Genomic DNA, 20,307 nt, shown 5'->3' on the forward strand with positions numbered 1-20,307 from the left:
GCCGTAGGGACCTTGGTCCCCGCCTCGGACGGCGACGGTCCTTTCGCCCCGGGTTCGGCCCTCAGCCCCTCCTGGAAGGAACCAGGGCGAAGTCCTCGAAGCCGGGCGTCCACCACAGGCCGCCCTCGGACGTGACGCCGAGCGCCTCGATCCCCGGCCGGGCCTCGAGCCAGGCGCGGGCGGCGTCGCCCATGGCGAAGGCCGCGGTGGCGAGCGCGTCGACGTCGGTGAGGTGGCGCCCGACCAGCGTGACGGAGACGAGGCCCGCGGCGGGGAGCCCGGTGCGGGGGTCGAGGATGTGCCGGCCGCGCTCGGCGGTGCCGGACGTGGCGACGGCGATGTCGCTCCCGGACACGGCGGCGATGAGGCTGCCGCGGTCGCCGGGGTCGGCGATGCCGATCCGCCACGGTTCGCCGGGCCCGGCCTCGCCGCGCGCCTGCACGTCGCCGCCGCCGTTCACGCAGTGGTCGTGGGCGCCGGCGTCGTGGAGGATCGTCGACGCCCGCTCGATCGCCCAGCCCTTGACCACGCCGCTGGGATCGAGCCGGCCCCCCGGTTCGCAGGTGAACGCGCCGCCCGTGGCCCGTTCGAACTCCGCGCCGAGGCGCAGGACCTCGGCGACCTCGGGATCGCACTCGCCGAGCCCGGCGCGGCCGTCCGCCAGGCGCGTGACCTGGCTGTCGGGGCGGTAGGGGGAGAAGACGCGGTCGACGTGGTGGAGCCAGGCGACGGCCTGCGCGAGGGCCGCGGCGATGGCCGGCGAGCGCGGCGTGCGGACGTCGAAGGAGAACACCGTCCCCATCGCGTGCTCCACGTGGCGGATCCCCTCAGGCACGGGCGCTGTCCAGGGCGCTCTGGAGGGACGTGATGTATCCCTCGCTGGTGTAGGTGGCGCCGGACACGGTGTCGATGCGCGCGCTGCCCGCCGCGAGGGCCTTCTTGGTGAGCTTGGGGAGGGCGAAGGAGGCGATCTCGCGGTCGCGGCCGTTCTCCGACGGCGAGCGCAGGACGCGGACTCCGGTGAGGTGGCCGCCCGACATCGTGATCTCGACCTGGACGGGCCCGTAGCGGGTGTCGACGCTCTCGCCCCGGTAGGTCTTGCTCACCGGGTTCGCCCCGCCGCTCGTGCCGCCGCTCGTCCCGTTGCTCGTGCCGCCGCCCGCGGTGGGCGGGGGCGCCACGGCGGTGTCGTGGTGGTGCGGCTTCAACGACAGCAGCAGCACGACTCCCGCGATCGTCGCGCTCGTGGTGAACACGGCTCGGCGCATAGGGTGCGGACCTCTCAGAACTCGAAGGATTCGGATCGGACGTGGCGGCGTCGCACGCCGGCCTGCTTCAGCGCGCCCTGGGCGGCGGCCATCATGCCGGGCGGCCCGCACAGGTAGACGTCCCGGTGCCGGATGTCGGGGACGAGGTCGCGCAGCGCCCGGCCGTCCAGCGACAGGGAGTAGTGGGACGGCTCGTCGACGAAGTAGTAGGCCCGTGCGCCGCGGACGCGGGCGATGTCGTCGAGCTCGCCGCGCAGGGCCAGGTCCTCGGGCCGGCGGGCGAGGTAGACGAGGGTCACGTCACCGGGCAGGGTCTCGAACAGCGTCCGCAGCGGGGTGATGCCGACGCCGCCGGCGATCAGCAGGGCCCGGTCGTGGTGCGGCCGCGCCCCGGTGAACCCGCCGTAGGGCCCCTCGGCCCAGACCCGCGTCCCGGGGCGGAGCCGGGCCAGCGCACGGCTGTGGTCCCCGGCCTCCTTGACGGTGATGCGGAGCCGGTGCCCGCGGGGCGGCTCGGACAGCGAGTAGGGGTTGGCCGTCCACCAGAAGCCCGGGGCGAGGAACCGCCAGCGGAAGAACTGGCCCGGTTCGGCGCGCAGCTCGTCCAGGTGGCGGCCGCTCATGTAGACGGAGACGATCCCGGGCGCCTCGGCGTGGACGGCGGTGACCCGCAGCCCGTGCCGGATCCCGCGCACGGCGGGCATCAGGAACCGGAACCAGGCGAGGGTGACGGCGACGCCGATGTACAGGGTGTACCAGGCGGCCTTCGCCAGGGGCGATCCGGCGAACTGGGCTCCGTTGGCGAGCTGGTGCGAGAACGCCAGGAAGATGGCCAGGTAGGTCGCGAAGTGCAGGTAGTGCCAGGTCTCGTAGCGCATCCGCCGCCGGGCGGCCCTCGCGGACGTGATCCCGATGCCGAGGAGGAGCAGGAACCCGGCCGTGCCCTTGATCATCTCCGGGTAGTCGACGACCACCGTCGCCGTCTCGTGGACGACGTCGGTGCGGGCCGTCACCGCGTACCCCCAGATGATCAGGAGGGCGTGCGCCAGCGCGAGGCAGACGGTGTACCGCCCGCCCATCGCGTGCCAGCGGGCGAGCCGGTCGGTGCCCACGCCCCGTTCGAGCGCCGGCACGCGGGCCATCAGGGCCAGCAGGACGGCGCAGCCGTATCCCGCCAGCAGCCCGGTGACGCGCCCGGCCTCGGTCAGCCAGCCGTCCAGACCGGTGATCGAGCCGGTGCTCCGCCACCACAGCGCCAGCACCGCGAGCGCGCCGGCGTAGATCAGTACCTGCGGCCACCAGTGCGGGACGCGCCACGACGGCCGCCTGACCTGCGGGGTCGGCCGCATGATGTCGTACCTGGTCGTCGTCATGGCGGCCACCCTGCCAACGCAGTTTCTGAGTTCCCTCTGACGCGATGGGGAATGGCGTCTCTCAGAGCCTTTTCAGAGGGAAGGCAGAGGTTGGAGAGGGATGCTGGTCCGACCATGACAAAGGACGAACCCGCGGTGGCGGGCCTGCGGCGGGCCGACGGGACGCCCGTGCGGGTCCTCGTCGTCGACGACGAACCGGACCTGGCGGAGGTGCTGTCGCGCGTGCTGGCCTCGGAGGGCTGGTCGGTGCGGAGTGCCGGGGACGGCGCGGGCGCGCTCGCCGCCGCGCGCGACTTCCGCCCCGACGCCGTCGTGCTGGACGTGATGCTCCCCGACATCGACGGCCTGCAGGTGCTGCGGCGGCTGCGCGCCGACTCGCCCGAGGTGTGCGTGCTGTTCCTGACCGCCAAGGACGCCGTCGAGGACCGCATCGCCGGCATCACCGCGGGCGGCGACGACTACGTGACCAAGCCGTTCAGCCTGGAGGAGGTGCTGGCGCGGCTCCGGGGGCTGCTGCGCCGGGCGGGCATGGCGCGGACGGCCGGCACGGACCGGCTGCTCACCGTCGGCGCCCTGGCCATGGACGAGGACGCCCGGGAGGTGACCCGCGACGGAGAGGTCGTGGAGCTGACGCCCACCGAGTTCGAGCTGCTGCGGTTCCTGATGCGCAACCCGCGCCGGGTCCTCAGCAAGGCCCAGATCCTCGACCGCGTCTGGGACTACGACTTCGGCGGGCAGGCCCACGTCGTCGAGCTGTACATCAGCTACCTGCGCAAGAAGATCGACGCGGGCCGGGCACCGATGATCCACACGGTGCGCGGCGTCGGGTACGTGCTGAAGCCAGGGGCCTCGTGAGGGGCCTGCGGACGCTGCGGGCACGGCTCACCGCCGGGCTGCTCGTCCTGCTGGCGCTGAGCTGCCTCGCCGTGGGCATCGCCACAGCGACGGCGCTCGACCGGTTCCTGATGGGGCGGCTGGACGAGCAGCTGACCGCGTCCGGCGGGCGGTTCCCGGCGAGCCTCGAACACGAGCGGCGCCATGACGCCGACAACGGTCCGGACACCCGGGGGCAGGCGCCGGGGACGTTCGGCGCGCGGCTGTTCCGCCGGACGGTGACGGAGGCCGCGGTCGTGCGCGACAGCTCCGACGTGCCCGTGCCGCTCGACGCCGCCGACCGGCGCGCCCTCGCCGCACTCCCGCCCGACGGCCGGGCGCGCTCGCTCGACCTGTCGGCGCTGGCGGAGTACCGGATGATGGCGCTCCGCGGCGACGACGGGGACGTCCTGGTCACCGGGCTGCCGCTGCGGCCCGCCGAGGAGACGCTGCGCCGCGTCATCCTGGTGGAGGCGATCGTCTTCGCGGCCGTGCTCGCCGCCGCCGGGATCGCGGCGGCGGCGTGGGTCGGGCTGGCCCTGCGCCCGCTGCGGCGGGTCGCCGCGACCGCGTCCCGGGTGACCGAGCTGCCGCTGGCCAGCGGGGAGGTGGCGATGCCCGAGCGCGTCCCCGACACCGATCCCCGCACCGAGGTCGGGCAGGTCGGCGCCGCGCTGAACCGGATGCTCGGCCATGTCGAGAACGCGCTGGCCCGCCGGCACGCGAGCGAGGAGCGGCTCCGCCGCTTCGCCGCCGACGCGAGCCACGAGCTGCGCACCCCCGTCGCCGCGATCCGGGGCCACGCCGAACTCGCCCTGCGCACCACCGAGCCCGTTCCGCCCGAGGTGCGGCACGCGCTGGGACGGATCGAGGCCGAGTCGGTCCGGATGTCCGAACTGGTCGACGACCTGCTCCTCCTCGCCCGCCTGGACGCCGGCCGCCCGCTGGAGACGGACCAGGTGGACCTGACCCGCATCGTGCTGGACGCCACGGCCGACGCCCGCGCCGCCGGCCCGCGGCACCGCTGGGAACTGGTGCTCCCGGAGGAACCGGTGACCGTCACCGGGGACGCCCGGCGCCTCCACCAGTTGGTCGCCAACCTGCTCGCCAACGCGCGCGCCCACACGCCTCCCGGCACCCACGTCACCGTGAGGCTCGCGGACCGGGGGGACGCCGTGCTCCTCGACGTGGAGGACGACGGCCCCGGCATTCCGGCCGGCCTGCGCGCGGAGATCTTCCAGCGGTTCGTCCGCGCCGACCAGAGCCGGTCCCGCAGTGCGGGCGGCACGGGACTCGGACTGGCCATCGTTCAGGCGGTGGCCGCCGCCCACGGCGGCCGCGCCGAACTCGTCGAGGCCCAGCACACGCTGTTCCGCGTGACCCTTCCGCACTGAGTCAGCGACCCGCCCGCACCCCTGCGCGGGGCGCGCCACGTGCGCCGGCGCCCGGGCGGCCGCTCAGCCGAGGGCCAGGACCCGCGTCACCAGGCGAGCGGTCCGGCCGCCCTCCTGCTCCGCCACTTCGAGCGCCGTCCGCACGTCGAGGTCGTCGAGCAGCGCCCGCGTCACGGCGGCCTCCGCCGCGGGGGAGGAGCGGCCGCGGCCCGCCGCCGCGAGGAGGCGGTCCAGCCCTTCCGCGGCGCGGTCGAGGGCGCCGGGCGTGTACTCCCATTCCCGCGCCCAGGGCTCGGCGAGGAGCATGAAACGGACCGCGGAGGCCGGGTGGTCCTGGACCAGATCGGAGACCAGCACCAGGTTGCCGGTGGACTTGGCCATCTTGGCGCCGTCCCGGCGGACCACCCCGACGTGCAGCCAGGCCCGGGAGAACGGCCGCACGCCGGTCAGCGCCTCGGCCATGGCCGCCTCGTAGGCGTGGTGGGGGAACCGCAGGTCGTCGCCGCCGGCGTGCAGGTCCAGCGCCGGGCCGAAGGCCGTCATCGCCATCGCGGCGCACTCGGCGTGCCAGCCGGGCCGCCCCGCGCTCCAGGGGCTGGGCCAGGCGGGCTCGCCCGACCGCGACGGCCGCCAGACCGCGACGTCGAACGGGTCGTCCCTGCCGGGGTCGTCGGGCGCGTCGCCGTACTCGGCGAGGAGCGCGCGTGCCCGGCCGGCGTCGAGGCCGGCGCGCCGGGGGACCTCGCCGCCGCGGAAGTGGACCGCGCCGCCCCGCACGTAGGCGTGCCCGGAGGCGAGGAGTCCCTGGGCCAGCGCGACGACCTCGCCGACATGGTTGTGCGCGCGGGGCTGGTGGTCGACGGCGTGGACCCCGAGGACCTCCAGGTCGCGTTCGAAGTAGAACTGCTGGACGGCGGCGAAGCTGTCGTACGGGCTGCCCGCACGGTGCGCGGCCTGGTCCAGCACGTCGTCGACGTCGGTGACGTTCCGGCACACGCGCACCTCGCCGCCCGCGTGCCGCAGGACCCGGGCGGCGACGTCGGCCCAGACGAAGGTGCGGGCATGGCCGAGATGGGTCGCGTCGTACGGGGTGATCCCGCAGACGTACATGCGGGCGGGGCCGACGACCGGGAGGGGGCGGCCGCCGATCCGCAGCGTGCGGCCGGGCGAGTTGAGATCCACGAGAGCGCCGCTCCTCAGGATGGCGGAACCGGTGTTCCCCCTGTCCTACCCGGCGGGCCTCTCCGGGGCGTGGGGACGAAGGTCCCGACGACCCGTGACCTTGGGACGCTGACCGGCCGCGCCGCCCCGTCCGACGCTGGGGGCATGACGGAGAGCCTTTCCGGCGCGCGTGTCTTCGCGCTGCTGACCGACGGGACGCAGGTCGAGATCCGGCGGCTCGGGGAGGCGGACCGGGCGGCGGTGCGCGACCTGCACCGCGGCCTCAGCGAGGAGAGTCTCCACCTGCGGTTCTTCGGCCTCAACCGGGCCGTCTCCGAGCAGGTCGCGGGCCGGGTCTGCCGGACGGGCGGCGACGGCCACGCCGCGCTCGGCGCGTGGCTGCGCGGCGGACTGGTCGGCGTCGCCGAGTACGAGCCGACCGGCGTGCCCGGAGAGGCCGAGTTCGCGATGGCGGTGGCCGACCGGATGCACCACCGCGGGGTCGGGACGCTGCTGCTGGAGCACCTCGCGTCCGTGGCCCGGGACCACGGGATCGTGGCCTTCCGCGCCGACACGCTGGCCGAGAACACCGCGATGCTGCGGGTCTTCGCCGACGCCGGGCTGACGGCGCGGCGCCGGTTCTCGGGAGGCGTGGTCGAGCTGACCCTGCCGCTGGTCTCCGACGAGCGCTACCTGGACGCGGTGGCCGAGCGGGAGCGGTGCGCCGACGTCGCCAGCCTGGAGCCGCTGATGCGGCCGCGGACGGTCGCGATCGTCGGCGCGTCCCGGCGGCCGGGGACGGTCGGCGCCGAGATCCTCCGCAACCTCCTCTCCGCCGGCTTCGGCGGCGCCGTGTACGCGGTGAACCCGCACGCCGCCGGCGGCGACCTGCACGGCGCGCCGTGCGTGGCGGCGCCCGCCGACCTGCCGGAGCGGCCCGACCTGGCCGTCGTCACCGTGCCCGCCGGCGCGGTGGTCCGCGCGGCGGCCGAATGCGGGCGGTACGGGGTCCGCGCGCTGGTGGTGGTCAGCTCGGGGCTGACCGCCGGCCAGGGGCGCGACCTGCTGGCGGTCTGCCGGGAGCACGGCATGCGGCTGGTCGGCCCGAACTGCCTGGGGACGGCCAACACCGAGATCTCCCTCGACGCGACGTTCGGCGCCCGGCACCCCGTCCCCGGGGGCGCGGGGGTGGTGGTGCAGTCGGGCGGCGTCGGGATCGCGCTGCTGGAGCAGCTGTCCCGGCTGGGGATCGGGATCTCCTCGTTCGCCTCGGTCGGCGACAAGTACGACGTCAGCTCCAACGACCTGCTCATGTGGTGGGAGTCGGACGAGACGACCCGGCTCGGCGTCCTGCACGTGGAGTCGTTCGGCAACCCGCGCAAGTTCGCCAGGACGGCCCGGCGGGTGGCGGCCCGGATGCCGCTGCTGACCGTCCTCGCCGGGCGGTCGGCGCCCGGCACGCGGGCGGCCGCCTCCCACACCGCGGCCGCCGCGACCCCCGAGATCACCCGCCGGGCCCTGTTCGAGCAGGCGGGCATCGTCGCCACCGACGACCTCGGGGAGCTGGTGGACGCCGCCGCGCTGCTGGCCGCCCAGCCGCTCCCGGACGGGCCGCGCGTCGCGGTGGTGTCCAACGCGGGCGGGGCGGGCGTGCTGGCGGCCGACGCCTGCGCCGACGCCGGACTCTCCGTCCCCGTCCTGACGCCGGCGACGCGGCGCCGCCTCTCCGGCCTCCTGCCCGCGTGCGCGGCGGTCGCCAACCCGGTCGACACCACGGCCGGGGTCTCCGCCGAGCTGTTCCGGAGCGCCCTGGACGCGGTCGCCGCGGACGGGTCCGTCGACGCCGTCCTGGCGCTGGTGGCGCCGACCGCGCTCGCGGACCTGCGCGGAGCGCTCGGCGGCTGCGGCAAGCCGCTCGCCGCGGTCGTGCTCGGGCAGCCCGAGACCGTCGTGGTCAACGAGCGCGGCGTGCCCTGCTACGCCTACCCGGAGAACGCCGTCCGCGCGTTCGCCCGCGCCTTCTCCTACGCGCGGCGGCGGGGCGCCCCGCCCGGCGCGCCGCCCGCGCTGACCGGGCTGATGCCGGTCGAGGCGGCGGGCATCATCGACGGGTTCCTGTCCGCGAGACCGGAGGGCGGCTGGCTGCCGCCCGTCGGCACCTTCCGGTTGCTGGAGTCCTACGGGCTTCCGCTCGCCCCCTGGTGCTGGGCGCGCACCGAGGAGGAGGCCGCGTCGGCGGCCCGCGAGATGGGCGTCCCGGTGGCGATGAAGGCGCACGTGCCCGGAGTCGTGCACAAGACCGCCGCCGGAGCCCTGCGGCTCGACCTGGACGGCGACCGCGAGGTCCGGGAGGCGTTCGGGAGCCTCGCCGGACGGTTCGGCGGCGCCCTGGAGGGCGTGGTCGTCCAGGCCATGGTGGACGAGGGCGTCGAGGTGCTGTGCGGCGCCGTCCAGGAAGAGGTGTTCGGAGCCGTCGTGGTCTTCGGTGCGGGCGGCGTCGACGCCGACGCCCTGGCCGACCGCACCGCCCGCCTCGCCCCGCTGACGGAGCGGGAGGCCGACGACCTGATCCGCGAGCCGCGCCTGTCCGCCCTGCTGCTCGGCCATCCCGCCCGCCCCGCGGGCGACCTCGCCGCCCTGCGCGACCTCCTGCTCCGGCTGTCCAGGCTGGCGGCCGAGCATCCCGAGATCGCCGAGCTCGACCTCAATCCCACCGTCGTCCGGCCCGACGGCGCGGTGGCCGTCGACGCCCGTGTCCGGCTCCTTCCCCGGCGCGCCTGGGACCCCTACCTGCGCCGCCTGAGATGACGGGACGCCGCGTACGTTCCTGGTGAACGCCGTGCTCGCGCCGCCCCAGCGAGTTCCGCCGCCGCGCGCGGGCGGTCATGCCGGAACCTTCCGCGCCGCCTCCTTGAGGAGCTCGTCGACGCCCTCGCGGATGCCCGCGCACAGGATCGGCAGGTCGGGCAGGGCGTCGCGGTCGCCGGTGATCCCGAACGACAGGACGCCGTCGTAGGAGATGATGCCGACGGAGACGCGCGACCCGGCGGCGATGGGGATGTAGGGGTCCATCTCCAGCATCCGCCGCCCCATCGCGTACAGCGGGAACGAGGGGCCGGGCACGTTCGTGACGATCGTGTGGACCAGGGGCTGCCGCAGCCGCAGCGCCGTGCGGGCCGCCACGGCGAGCAGCCCGGGGGCGGCGCCGACGAGCCGCAGGAAGGCGTCGAGCCCGGCCGCCTGGTCCGCGCTCTTCGCGCCGTCCATCTGCTCCCGCAGCAGGCGGAGGCGGCGCAGGGGGTCGGGCTCCCCGCAGGGCAGGTCGACCAGCACCGCCGACACCCGGTTCGTCAGGATCCCGCGCTCGTCGGGCGACCGGACCGAGACGGGCACCAGGGCGCGGACGGCCGACTCCGCGGTGAGCACGCCCCGGGCGGCCAGCAGCGACCGGAAACCGGAGGCGGTCGCGGCGAGCACCACGTCGTTGACCGATCCGCCGAGGGCGCACCTGATCCGGTTCACCTCATCCAGGCGCGCGCAGGTCCGCGACCAGCGCCGGAGGGGAGCGGTCGGGCCGTTGAGCGAGGACGCGCCGGGGCCGGTGAGGCGCGCGGCGTAGCCGGGGGCCGCGCCCGCGACGGCGATCGACTCGCGCAGGGCCGGGAGGAAGAGCCGGGCGGCCTGCCGGCCGAACCCCCTCAGCCGGTCCGCCACGGCGCCGCGCACGACGGCCCGCGCGGACGGTTCCGGGGCGGGCGTCCACAGCCGGGGACCGGCGGGCGACCATCCGGGGCCGGCGTCGAGCAGGACGCTCAGCAGGTCGATCCCCGCGAGCCCGTCGACCATGCAGTGGTGCACCTTGGAGATCAGGGCCCAGCGTCCGTGCTCCAGCCCCTCGACCAGCCACACCTCCCACGGAGAGCGGGTGAGGTCCAGCCGCCTGCCGAGGACGCGGCCCGCCAGCTCCCGCAGCTCGTCCGGGCCGCCGGGCGCGGGCGCCTCCACGTGCCGGACGTGGTCCGCCATCCGGAAGCCGCGGTCGTCGATCCAGACCGGGTGCGCGAGGTGGAGCGGGACGGTCCGGACGCGCTGCCGGCAGCGGGGAGCGAACCGGAGCCTGGCGAAGATCTCCCGGACCAGCTCCGCGTGGCCGGGCGCGGGGCCCTCGAACACGGTCACCGTGCCGATCTGGAGCGGCGTGGTGTCGTTGTCGGCGAAGAACATCCCCGCGTCCAGCGCGTTCATCCGCTGCATCCCGCACCTCCAGCGTGCCGTCTCGGGTCTCCTAGGCCGAACGGGAGCGGCGGTCGAAGTCGGCCCACTCCTCGTCCCACTGCCGGTACCGGCGCCTGTCGCAACCCCAGCGGAACGCGAGGTAGACGGTGAGCATCGGCAGCCCCGTCACCGCCAGGACGGCCGCGCCGGCCGACACGTCGTCACCGATCGTCCGCGCGTGCTTCCGCGGGCCCATCTCTCCGAGGGTGTGGCGGGGGCCCGTCCAGAGCACGCGGTGCTCGCCGACCACGGTCGCGCGCCAGCTGGTGTACCGGCCGTTGTGCGGAGTGCCGTCCGCGCCGGTCCAGACCACGTTGACCTCGCGTCCGGACTCCAGCTGCGTGACCCCGACCACCGTCGCGTCGACGCGGTGGCGCGTCGCGGCCTCGTACCGTTCGGCGCGGACCCCCGCGGCATCGACGGACGAGACCACGTGGGCGCAGGCGATCGGTGCGGCGACCAGGAAGAGCAGGAGCAGAAGGAGCCCGACGCGCCACTGCGCCCGATCGACCCTCCGCCGCAGGTCGTTGCCGTCGAGCCCGCAGCGGCGCCGCAGGCGGTCCGCGTGTGTGCCGGCGTCCGGCGGCCTCATGCCTGCTCCCCGGGTCGATGACCGAACGACCTCGGAAGTCGCCCGGAACGGCTCATCCCTCCAAGTACCTCCAGCCTTTCCCGGGGACGCGCCGGGCGCCACGGACGGATGTCCTCGACGCCGCGGCCCGAAGGTCCCTTTCTCCGGTCCGGCGACGGCGCGCCGCCAGGTCAGAAGGGACGAACGTCCCCGGCCGGCGTGGCGAAGGCCTCTGCCGGACCGGACCGCCGCCCGCCAGCGTGGAACCCGAGCGGTCATCGACTGGGGGAGGACTCGCCATGAGCAAGAGGGTTCGCGGTCTCGCGCTCGCCTGCGGCGCGGCAGCCGCCTACGCGGCCGCGGTCCGTCCCGCGCTGCTGTCCTGGGGGGCCACCGACACGGAGGCGGAGACCTCGTATCCGAGCGACGAGCTGATCGAGAACGCGACGAGCCAGTCCACCATGGCGGTGTCGCTGCCCGCGCCGCCGGAGGCGGTCTGGCCGTGGCTGGTGCAGATGGGATACGGGCGGGGCGGCTGGTACAGCTGGGACCTGCTCGACAACAGGGGGCGGCCGAGCACGGACCGCATCGTTCCGGAATGGCAGGATCTGGCGGCGGGCGACCGCGTGCCCACGGTCCCCGGCGGGACGACCTACTTCCGCGTCGAGGTCCTCGATCCGGGCAGGACCCTGGTGCTGCGGAGCGACATCGAGCTGCCGTCCGGAAGGTCGTTCGACCCGCGCGGACCGAAGCCGCGGGCGTACGCGGACGGGCTCTGGGCCTTCCACCTCCACCGCCTGCCCGACGGGTGCACGCGCCTGATCGTGCGGACGCGCGGACACGGGGTGCCGTCGGTCCCGGACCGCCTGTTCACCTGGCTCCTCGGGGAGCCGGCGCACTTCATCATGCAGCACAGGCAGTTCCGCGAGCTCCGCCGGCGCGTCGCCCGGCGCGGGTTCGCCGGTCTGGAGGACGCGGAGGCCGCCCGGCCCCGCCGAGGGGACCTTCGGCTCCTCCGCTGACCAGCCCGCCGGAGCACATACTCCCGTCCCAGGCCCGAGGCGAACGAAGGACTTTCGTCCCTGTACCGGGCGCCGGCGGCGAGATGGAATGAAACCGGGCGAGAGAAGTCGAGCGGAAAGGGACGGAGAAGTGGGAGACCACGCACCGTCCATCTCGAAACGCTGCCTAAGCGGCGGAGGGCTTCTCCCGCCCCCTTCACGTTCCGCGGACGCCGTCTCCCGGCCACCGGCCGGGAACGCCTTTTGCGGATCCATCCGGACGGAGACGGGGGTTCGCGATGTCCGACGGAAGCGGTGCGCGCGAGGTGGTCGTCGGATTCGACGGGTCGGTGTACGCCATGCAGGCGCTGGACTGGGCGCTGGACGAGGCGGAGCTGCGCGGATCTCCGCTGGTGCTGTGCCACGCGTGGCACTGGCCCTACCAGGGGGTCGCCCCCGAACTGGAGGAGGCGGGCCGGCGGTCGCTGCACGAGGCGGCGCAGCACGTGCTGGCCCACGGCGTCGAGTGCGCCCGGCAGCGCACGGCCGGGGTCGCGGTCAGGCCGGTGTCGGAGGAGGGGTCGGCGGCGGAGCGGCTCACGGAGCTGTCGGCCGGCGCCGAGCTCCTGGTGCTCGGGTCCCGCGGGCTCGGGCGGCTCGCGCGCGTGCCCGTCGGCTCGGTCGCCGCCCACGTCGCCGTGCACGCGCGATGCCCGGTCATCGTGGTCAGGGGCGTGGGCGCGCTGCCCCGCCCCGGAAGCCCGGCGCCGGTCGTGGCCGTGGTGGACGGTTCGCCCGCGGCGCGGAGCGCGCTCGCGTTCGCCGCGCGTGAGGCGGAGCTGCGGCAGCTTCCCGTGAAGACCGTCTCCTCGGGCGCCGAGGGGGAGGAGGCGCCGGGGGCGGAGCTCGGGCACCCCGAGAACCCGCTCGCCCCTCCGCCCGAAGCGCTGCGGGAGGCCGCGCAGGAGGCGCGCCTCCTGGTGGTCGGGGCCGCGCATCCCGCGTTCGGCTCGGTCGCGCAGTGGCTGCTGTACAACGCGGTCTGCCCGATCGCCGTGGTGCCGCTCGCCCGGTGACGCGGGTGGCGGACGAGGGCCGAAGGTCCCTGATCCTGCGGACCGTCGCCCCTCCTGCGCGGGGCCACGGCGGGCGAGTCTGGACTCGACCCGGCAGGAACCCCCGAAGGAGAGTTCGCACATGAACGACGAGCCGATCACCGGAGTGGTCGTTGGCTACGACGGCTCCACGGGCGGTGTGCAGGCCCTGGAGTGGGCCGCCGCCGAGGCCCGCATCCGGGGCCTGCCCCTGACCGTGCTCCACGTGTGGGACGTCTACGTCGGGGGCGGCCCGATCGCCATGCCGGTCGTCGACCTGCGCGCCGTGGCGGAGGAGAACCTCGGCAACGGGGTCGAGCACGTCCGGAAGGTGGCGCCGGGGCTGAGCGTGCGGGGCGTGCTGGCGCGGGGGCAGGCGGCGGCGCGGCTGATCGAGGCCGGGCACGGCGCGGACATGCTCGTCCTCGGCCCGCGGGGGCTCGGCGGGTTCGTCGGGCTGGTGCTCGGTTCCGTCGGCGCGCAGGTGGCCGCGCACGCCCCCTGCCCGGTCGTGATCGTCCGGGGCGACCTCGTCCCGCCGCCGGAGCAGGTGCACGGGCACGTCGTCGTCGGCGTGGACGGGTCGCCGGCGTCGCGCGAGGCGCTGGCGCTGGGCTTCGCCGAGGCCGCCGCGCACGGCTGGGACGTGCGCGCGGTCGTCGCCTGGGAGGCGGTGCCGGAGAAGGAGGTGCCCCCGCTGGTGGACGAGGCGGGGATGCGGGACGCCGCCGCGGCCAGGATGGCCCGGCTGATGATCCCGTCGCGCGAGCTCCACCCCGACGTGAAGGTCCAGATCGACATCGTGACCGGGGCGCCGCGCGAGGTGCTGCTGGCCGCCGCGGAGGAGGCGCGCCTGCTGGTCGTCGGCTCGCGGGGCCTCGGAGGCTTCCGCGGCCTGCTGCTCGGCTCGGTCAGCCACGCCCTGCTGCACCACGCGCCCTGCCCGGTCGCGGTCGTGCACGCGGCCTGAGCAGGGCGGGCGGCCGGTCCGCCGCCCGGACGGGCTTCCGCGGGACCGCCGGCTGCGGTCCCGCGGAGGTGCCGGTCAGCGCCCCGGGGCTTTCTCGTGCTCCGGCGCGGGCGCGGGCGCGCCCTCGGGCCGCGGGGTGCGCAGGGTGACGGCGGCCAGCGCCGCGCCGGCGAGCGCGACCAGTGCCGCGCCGGCGAACGCCGCCGAGAAGCCGTCGGTGAGCGCGGGCAGGTCGCCGATCCGGTCGGCGCCGAAGGAGGCGGCGATGGCGGTCATCGCGGCCAGGCCCAGAGCCGAACCGACCTGGTAGCTGGTGTTGACGATGCCGGACGCCAGGCCGCCCTCCTCCGGACGGGCGGCCGAAAGCGCGGTGCCCAGGGAGGGGATGAAGGCCAGGGACATGCCCAGGGCGGCCACCAGCGAGGCGGGCAGGACGTCCACCCAGTAGTTCCCGTCCGGGCGGATGAGCGCCAGCCAGCCCATGCCGGCGGCCAGCACCAGCAGCCCGGTGACGACGGAGCCCTTGGAACCGAGGCGCCCGATGGCCCGCGGCGCCAGGACGATCATCCCGAGCATGATCAGTGCCGTCATCGGGACCAGCGCGGCCCCCGCGGGGAAGGCGCTGTAGCCGAGGACCCGCTGCAGGTAGAGGTTCAGGAAGAACCACATCGGGATCCACGCGCCGCCGAGCAGGAGCTGGGCGAGGTTCGCGGCGCCCAGGTTCGGCGCCCGGAAGATCGACAGCGGCATCAGCGGGGTGCGGCGGGACGCCTGGACGGCCAGGAACGCGCCGAGCAGGACGAGCCCGCCGGCCAGCACGGCCCAGGTCGCCGCCGCGTCCCAGCCGACCTCGGGGGCGCGGACGACGGCGAAGACGACGGCGCCGAGCCCGGCGGTCACGGTGAGCGCGCCGACCACGTCCACCGAGCCGCGGGCGCTCCCGCCGCCCCCGGGCATCAGCGCCGGCGCGGCGGCCAGCGCCAGCACGGCGATGGGGATGTTGATGTAGAAGACCCACGGCCAGGCCGCGTACTCGGTGATGACTCCTCCGAGGAACACCCCGGCGGTGCCCCCGGCGGGAGCCGCGGCGCCGTAGAGCGACAGCGCCTTGGTCAGCTCGCGGGGTTCGGAGCCGAACAGCATCATCAGCAGGGTGAGCGCGGCGGGCGCGATGAGCGCGGCGCCGACGCCCTGCAGCGCGCGGCCGGTCAGCTCGACGGCGACGGTGCCGGCGGCCCCGGCCACCGCGGAGCCGCCGAGCAGGACGACCCAGCCCGCCGAGAACAGCCTGCGGGCCCCGAGCAGGTCCGACAGCCGGCCGCCGAGCAGGAGCAGGCCGCCGAAGGCGACGACGTAGGCGTTGAACACCCAGGACAGGTTCTCCTGGGAGAAGCCCAGGTCGTCCTGGATGCGGGGAAGCGCCACCCCGATGATCGAGGTGTCCATGATCACCATGAACTGGGCGGTCGCGATGAGCGCCAGCGCCCACCACCGGCGGGTGGCGGGGGGTGCGGAACGAGCGGACATGTCTCCTCCTCATTACCCCTAGGGGGTATCCTTGCGGGTCCGGCTTACCCTAGGGGGGTATCTCCGAAACCACAAGCTCAGGAAGAAGACAGGTGATGTGAGGTGCTGCACTCTCGGCTGGTCGAGGAGGGCTAATACGGGGTACGGGTACCCGTCGCGGTCGGGTCGGGGTGCTCTGGCCCGTCGGGAGACCCCGCGCGGGGACGCTTCAGCGGACGGCCGTGCGGACCGGCGTGAACCGGCGGTCGAGGCCGGTGAGCCGCAGGATCTTCGCCATCTGCGGGCGGGGCGCGGTCAGGGTGACGGCCCCGCCGCGGCTGCGCGCGAGATCGTCGGCGGCGACGAGCGCCGCGAGGCCCCGCGCGTCGCAGAAGGTCAGGCCGGAGACGTCCACCACGACGTCCGGTCCCCGTTCGCCGATCAGCCTCGCCAGCTCGATGCCGAACGCGGCGGACGAGGCGATGTCCAGTTCGCCGCGGGCCGTCACGCGCGCCGCTCCGTCGCCGTCGCCGTCGTCGATCGACGTGACGAGCTCCCCGAACGCTTCGAAGCTGATCTCCTGCGTGCCCATGGCTTCCCCCTAGGCCTTTCCCTGATGCCCCAAGACTCCTTCGCCGGGCGGCCCCGCCGCCAGGGACCTAGGTCCTCGCGTCGTCCTGCCGAAGTCCGTCCGGCCCTCTGCCCGTCGAGCTCCGCGGCCTCACCGGGGGCTGAGCGGACGGGCGGGCCGGCCGTCCGCGACGGGTGAGGGGTGACCGGCGCGCGGGCGCGGGCGGAGCCGCCCGGAGAGCGCCGGCCTCGCCGTGATCGTCGACGCCCAGGTGTCGATCCCGGACCAGTCGCGGTAGTCGCCGTACCGGCATCCCAGCGCCCGGAAGAGCAGATGCCCGACCAGGGACGTGTGCTCGCGGATGAAGACACCCGAGAACAGGCGGTGGTCGACGGCGTCGACCCTCGTCCGCAGGTCGTCCCGCAGGAGGCCCTCCTCCTTGGCGCCGAAGTGCTGCCACGGTCCGCGCAGGGCGGCCGGCACCCCGACGCTGAAGAGCCACACCGGCCGGCGGGCGAGGGCGTCCCCTTCGCGCGCGAGGAAGTCGAGCGCCTCGGGAAGCCAGGCGCGGTCGTGGATCGCGCTTCCGAGCACGAACGCCTCGTAGGCTCCGGCGTCCTCCACCTCGGCCATGGGGCGGACGTCCGCCCGGAGCCCGCGCTCGGTGAGCACCGCGCCGATCCGCTCGGCGATGCTCCGCGTGGAGCCGTTGGCGCTCGCGTACGCCACCAAGATCGTCAATTTCCTCACCTCCGGCGGTGTCTGCCTCAAGCCTCGTCTCCGGCGGCGCCCGCCCCCAGGGGCGAACGTCCCGGTGTGCGGGGCCGAACGGGGAGGGCGGCAGGTGATCGGCCGGTCAGGGGCCGGCCTGGTCGTGGACGTCGGCGAGGACGAAGTAGTTCTCCTCCTCCTGGGCGAAGTGCAGGCGGAGGACGGCGTAGAGCTCCTGCACGGTCCGGCGCAGGTCGTCCGCGGGCTCCGGCGCCGCCGGCGCGGTGCGCAGTTCCGCCGTCAGCGCGCCGATCCGGCGCGCCAGCTCGGCGATCTCGGCGTGCCCGCGGCTCATGGCCCCGGTGGGGTCGGAACCGCCGAGGGCGCGCGCGACCGCCGGGTAGAGCAGCCGCTCGTCCTTGCGCTCGTGGACCTCCAGGTCCGCCAGGAACTCCGAGAGCGCGTCCAGGGCGGCGTCCCGACGCCGTCCGGCGGGACCGGCCGCCGCGCCCGCCAGCGCGGGAAGGCGCTCGATCCGCGGCCACAGCGCGCGGTGCTCCTCGTCCAGCCGCCGGACGAGTTCGGCCTCGTCGCCGCGCAGGCGCGGCGCCCGGTCGCGGCCCGGACCGAGCACGCGCAGGGCGGACAGGATCGCCGCCACGTCGATGCCCTCCTGGAGCAGCGCCCCCGCCGCCGGGGTCAGGAACCCCAGCGCCGCGACGACCATCGCGGCCAGCGCGAGCCCCATCCCGGCGAGCACGCTCTGGCGCGCGACCGACCGGGTGCGCCGCGCGATCGCGAGCGTCTCGGCCAGCCGCTCCAGGCGGTCCACGGTGATGACCACGTCGGCCGCCTCGGACGAGGCCGTGGCGCCGCGGGCGCCGAGCGCGACGCCGACGCCCGCGGTGGCCAGCGCTGGGGCGTCGTTGACTCCGTCGCCGACCATCACGGTCGGCGCGCGGGCGCTCTCGTCCCGGGCGACCTCGACCTTCCCGGCCGGCGACAGGCCGGCGTGCACGGCGTCGGCCCCCACCAGCCGGCCGATCGGACCGGCGACGTCCGCGCGGTCGCCGGTCACCATCACCGCCCGGCCGATCCCCGCCCGGCGCAGCAGCCGGAACGTGCGCGCCGCGTCGGGCCGCACGCGGTCGCGCAGCAGCAGGACGGCCGCGAGCCGGCCGTCCACGCCGACGAACACGGTGATCGCGCCGCGCGCGGCGGCCCGGCCGCGGACCCGCTCCAGCCACGCCGGGTCGGCCCGCCCGGCCCAGCTCGCCTTGCCGACGCTCACCCGGTGGCCTTCGACGGTTCCCCGCACCCCCTGCCCGGCGCGCTCGGCGACGTCCTCCGGAGCGGCGAGAAGCATCCCGCGCTCGCGGGCGCCGCGGACGATCGCCGAGGCCAGCACGTGCGGGGACACCTGGTCCAGGGAGGCCGCGAGGAACAGGGGGTCCTCGCCGCGGGCCGGATCGGCGGGGATGATCTCGGTGAGCGCGGGACGGCCCGTGGTGACGGTGCCGGTCTTGTCGAACAGCAGCACCCGCGCCCCCGCGAGCCGCTCCAGCGTGCCGCCGCCCTTCACGACCACGCCCCGCCGCGCGCATCTCGACAGGCCGGAGACGAAGGCGATGGGCGCCGCGAGGATCAGGGGGCAGGGAGTGGCCACGACCAGCACCGCCACCGCCCGGACGGGGTCGGCGGCGGCGATCCACGCCGCGCCGGCCAGCAGCAGCGTCGCGGGGATGAAGAGGGCCGAGTACCGGTCGGCCATCCGGATGAACGGCGCGTTCCCGGCCGCGGCCTCCTCGGCCAGCCGGACGATCCCGGCGTAGGTGCTGGACCGGGCGTCGTTGGTCGCGCGCAGCTCGAACGGGTCCCCGGCGTTGACCGTGCCGCCGCGCACCGCGTCCCCCGCGGGGCGCTCCACCGGCAGCGGCTCCCCGGTGAGCGTCGACTCGTCCAGCACCGCCGTCCCGCGCTCCACCAGCCCGTCCACCGGCACGGTCTCCCCGGCGCGGACCAGCAGCAGCTCGCCCGGCCGCACCTCGGAGACGTCGACGGTGTCGAGGCCGGTGCCGGTCCGGCGGTGCGCCACCCGGGGCGCGAGCGACAGCAGCGCCCCGAGGTCGCGGCGGGCGCGCCGCCCCGCCAGCTCCTCCAGCAGCCGGCCCCCGGTGAGCATCACGGCGATCACGGCGCCGGCGAAGGGCTCGCCGACCGCGATCGTCCCGGCCAGCGCCAGGACGGCGATCACATCGCTGCCGAACCTGCGGTGCAGGAGCCCCTCCACGACCCACCACACGGCGGGGCAGAGCGCGACCGCCGTGGCCAGCAGCCAGGCCAGGTCCGCGGCGCCGGAGCCCACCGACCAGCGGAGCGCGGCGCCCGCCGCCAGCCCGCCGCCGGTCAGCGCGAAGAGCGTCTCGTGAGCGTTGCGCGTGAACGCGCCCGTGACCGACATCCCACCTCGCCGCCTGTGTGAGTCCGTGCCGTCCACGCTTGCAGGCCGCGACCGGGGGCCGCAGGGGCGGTCGGCTCGTCACCGGCGGGACGAGGGGGTGCCTGAGATGGGGACCTTAGTCCCTAGGGGCGCGCGTGACCTGCGATGGAGCGTGGAAAGGAGCGGCCGCGCCGCTCTGCGCGGGGTCGCGCCGAAGGAAGCGACAGCCGCTGAGCCGGGAGGAGAACCGATGTCCGAGCCGATCGTCGTCGGGACCGATGGTTCCGACGAGGCGGCGGGCGCCCTCGACTGGGCCGCCGCCGAAGCCGCCTCGCGTGAGCGCCCCCTGCACATCGTCCACGCCGTGGAGAGCTGGCCCTACAAGACGCCGCTGTTCGCGCCGCCCGACACCGCCGAGCGCATGACCCGCGCGGGGCGCACGCTCCTGGCGGCCGCGCGCGAGCGGATCCGGGAGCGGTGGCCGGACCTGGAGATCACCACAGAGCTGGTGGCCGAGGAGGCGTGGCAGGCCCTGCGGGCGCAGTCGGAGAAGGCGTTCGAGCTGGTGGTGGCCAGCCGCGGCCGGGGCGGCTTCTCCAGCCTGATGCTGGGGTCCACCAGCCTGCGCCTGGCCGGCCACTCCGCGGTGCCGGTCGTGATCGTTCGCGGGGGCGGGGCCGACCGCGGCGAGGTCGTGGTGGGGATCGACCTGGCCCGGCAGATGGATCCGGTCCTCGACTACGCCTTCGAGGCGGCCGCGCTCCACGGCGCCCGCCTCCGCGTCGTCCACGCGTGGCAGACGTTCGCGACGCTGATCGAGGCCGGCTACGCCGTCGACGCCGACCAGATCGAGGACGATCTGCGCAAGGAGGTCGCCGCGGCCTACCAGCCCGTGCGGCGCACGCATCCGGGGGTCGACGTCACCGACGAGATCGTCCTGGAGCATCCGGTGACCGCGCTGGCCAACGCGTCGGGGAGCGCCCGCCTGCTGGTGGTCGGCGCCCACGACCGGCGCTGGAGCGCTCCCCAGCTCGGGTCGACCTGCCACGGGGTCATCCACCACGCGCAGTGCCCCGTCGCCGTCGTTCCCGCCCACTGA

Annotated in this window: 17 protein-coding genes; 7 read left to right on the forward strand and 10 right to left on the reverse strand. The window is 75.6% G+C overall.

The genetic code is table 11. The annotated features are described in order from the left end of the window. Nucleotides 1–61: 61 nt before the first annotated feature. Genes ABD944_RS02925 through ABD944_RS02935 form a run of 3 tightly spaced genes read right to left on the reverse strand, consistent with a single transcriptional unit; the run spans nt 62 to nt 2,641 of the window. Nucleotides 62–835: an FAD:protein FMN transferase gene (locus tag ABD944_RS02925; protein WP_345172062.1), complete on the reverse strand. Its 774-nt coding sequence runs from the start codon at nt 833–835 to the stop codon at nt 62–64. Further along, complete coding sequence (locus ABD944_RS02930) at nt 828–1,256, reverse strand: FMN-binding protein (RefSeq protein WP_345172064.1); 429 nt, start codon at nt 1,254–1,256, stop codon at nt 828–830. Before ABD944_RS02930 ends, ABD944_RS02925 begins: the two co-directional genes overlap by 8 nt. Before the next feature lie 26 nt (nt 1,257–1,282). Beyond that, nucleotides 1,283–2,641: a ferredoxin reductase family protein gene (locus ABD944_RS02935; RefSeq protein ID WP_345172066.1), complete on the reverse strand. Its 1,359-nt coding sequence runs from the start codon at nt 2,639–2,641 to the stop codon at nt 1,283–1,285. Nucleotides 2,642–2,755: 114 nt separating this feature from the next. Between ABD944_RS02935 and ABD944_RS02940 the strand changes: the two genes are divergently transcribed. Both ABD944_RS02940 and ABD944_RS02945 read left to right on the forward strand, forming a co-directional pair. Beyond that, a complete protein-coding gene (locus ABD944_RS02940; RefSeq protein ID WP_345172068.1) occupies nt 2,756–3,496 on the forward strand; it encodes a response regulator transcription factor in 741 nt (246 codons plus the stop codon). Beyond that, nucleotides 3,493–4,908 (forward strand): sensor histidine kinase, encoded by a 1,416-nt coding sequence (locus ABD944_RS02945; protein ID WP_345172070.1) that lies wholly within the window; start codon nt 3,493–3,495, stop codon nt 4,906–4,908. Before ABD944_RS02940 ends, ABD944_RS02945 begins: the two co-directional genes overlap by 4 nt. A gap of 63 nt (nt 4,909–4,971) precedes the next feature. On the opposite strand, the gene ABD944_RS02950 is transcribed toward ABD944_RS02945, so the two are convergent. Then, nucleotides 4,972–6,090, reverse strand: a complete 1,119-nt coding sequence (locus tag ABD944_RS02950; protein WP_345172072.1) for a class I tRNA ligase family protein — start codon at nt 6,088–6,090, stop codon at nt 4,972–4,974. Nucleotides 6,091–6,234: 144 nt separating this feature from the next. Between ABD944_RS02950 and ABD944_RS02955 the strand changes: the two genes are divergently transcribed. Beyond that, nucleotides 6,235–8,877, forward strand: coding sequence for a bifunctional acetate--CoA ligase family protein/GNAT family N-acetyltransferase (locus tag ABD944_RS02955; protein ID WP_345172074.1), 2,643 nt, complete (start codon nt 6,235–6,237; stop codon nt 8,875–8,877). Between the two features lie 75 nt (nt 8,878–8,952). On the opposite strand, the gene ABD944_RS02960 is transcribed toward ABD944_RS02955, so the two are convergent. Together ABD944_RS02960 and ABD944_RS02965 are read right to left on the reverse strand one after the other, a co-directional pair. Beyond that, nucleotides 8,953–10,323 carry a wax ester/triacylglycerol synthase family O-acyltransferase gene (locus tag ABD944_RS02960; protein ID WP_345172076.1) on the reverse strand — a complete coding sequence of 457 codons (1,371 nt, stop codon included), beginning with the start codon at nt 10,321–10,323 and terminating at the stop codon, nt 8,953–8,955. Between the two features lie 31 nt (nt 10,324–10,354). Next, nucleotides 10,355–10,936: an Rv1733c family protein gene (locus tag ABD944_RS02965; RefSeq protein WP_345172078.1), complete on the reverse strand. Its 582-nt coding sequence runs from the start codon at nt 10,934–10,936 to the stop codon at nt 10,355–10,357. Between the two features lie 278 nt (nt 10,937–11,214). Between ABD944_RS02965 and ABD944_RS02970 the strand changes: the two genes are divergently transcribed. The 3 genes from ABD944_RS02970 to ABD944_RS02980 all read left to right on the forward strand — a co-directional run bounded on the left by ABD944_RS02970 (nt 11,215) and on the right by ABD944_RS02980 (nt 13,980). Beyond that, nucleotides 11,215–11,937, forward strand: coding sequence for a hypothetical protein (locus tag ABD944_RS02970; protein WP_345172080.1), 723 nt, complete (start codon nt 11,215–11,217; stop codon nt 11,935–11,937). Nucleotides 11,938–12,215: 278 nt separating this feature from the next. Beyond that, nucleotides 12,216–12,992 (forward strand): universal stress protein, encoded by a 777-nt coding sequence (locus ABD944_RS02975; RefSeq protein WP_345172082.1) that lies wholly within the window; start codon nt 12,216–12,218, stop codon nt 12,990–12,992. A 121-nt stretch (nt 12,993–13,113) separates the two neighbouring features. Then, nucleotides 13,114–13,980 carry a universal stress protein gene (locus ABD944_RS02980; RefSeq protein WP_345172084.1) on the forward strand — a complete coding sequence of 289 codons (867 nt, stop codon included), beginning with the start codon at nt 13,114–13,116 and terminating at the stop codon, nt 13,978–13,980. 75 nt (nt 13,981–14,055) lie between these two features. Here ABD944_RS02980 and ABD944_RS02985 read toward each other — a convergent pair whose 3' ends face one another. The 4 genes from ABD944_RS02985 to ABD944_RS03000 all read right to left on the reverse strand — a co-directional run bounded on the left by ABD944_RS02985 (nt 14,056) and on the right by ABD944_RS03000 (nt 19,229). Next, complete coding sequence (locus ABD944_RS02985) at nt 14,056–15,507, reverse strand: MFS transporter (protein ID WP_345172086.1); 1,452 nt, start codon at nt 15,505–15,507, stop codon at nt 14,056–14,058. A gap of 208 nt (nt 15,508–15,715) precedes the next feature. Further along, nucleotides 15,716–16,078, reverse strand: coding sequence for an STAS domain-containing protein (locus ABD944_RS02990; protein WP_345172088.1), 363 nt, complete (start codon nt 16,076–16,078; stop codon nt 15,716–15,718). A gap of 129 nt (nt 16,079–16,207) precedes the next feature. Continuing rightward, complete coding sequence (locus ABD944_RS02995) at nt 16,208–16,798, reverse strand: flavodoxin domain-containing protein (protein ID WP_345172091.1); 591 nt, start codon at nt 16,796–16,798, stop codon at nt 16,208–16,210. A 115-nt stretch (nt 16,799–16,913) separates the two neighbouring features. Continuing rightward, nucleotides 16,914–19,229, reverse strand: coding sequence for a heavy metal translocating P-type ATPase (locus ABD944_RS03000; RefSeq protein WP_345172093.1), 2,316 nt, complete (start codon nt 19,227–19,229; stop codon nt 16,914–16,916). A 229-nt stretch (nt 19,230–19,458) separates the two neighbouring features. On the opposite strand from ABD944_RS03000, the gene ABD944_RS03005 reads away from it, so the two are divergent. Continuing rightward, nucleotides 19,459–20,307 carry a universal stress protein gene (locus ABD944_RS03005; protein WP_345172095.1) on the forward strand — a complete coding sequence of 283 codons (849 nt, stop codon included), beginning with the start codon at nt 19,459–19,461 and terminating at the stop codon, nt 20,305–20,307.

This window comes from Actinomadura verrucosospora (genome assembly GCF_039540335.1).
Classification (GTDB): domain Bacteria; phylum Actinomycetota; class Actinomycetes; order Streptosporangiales; family Streptosporangiaceae; genus Spirillospora; species Spirillospora verrucosospora.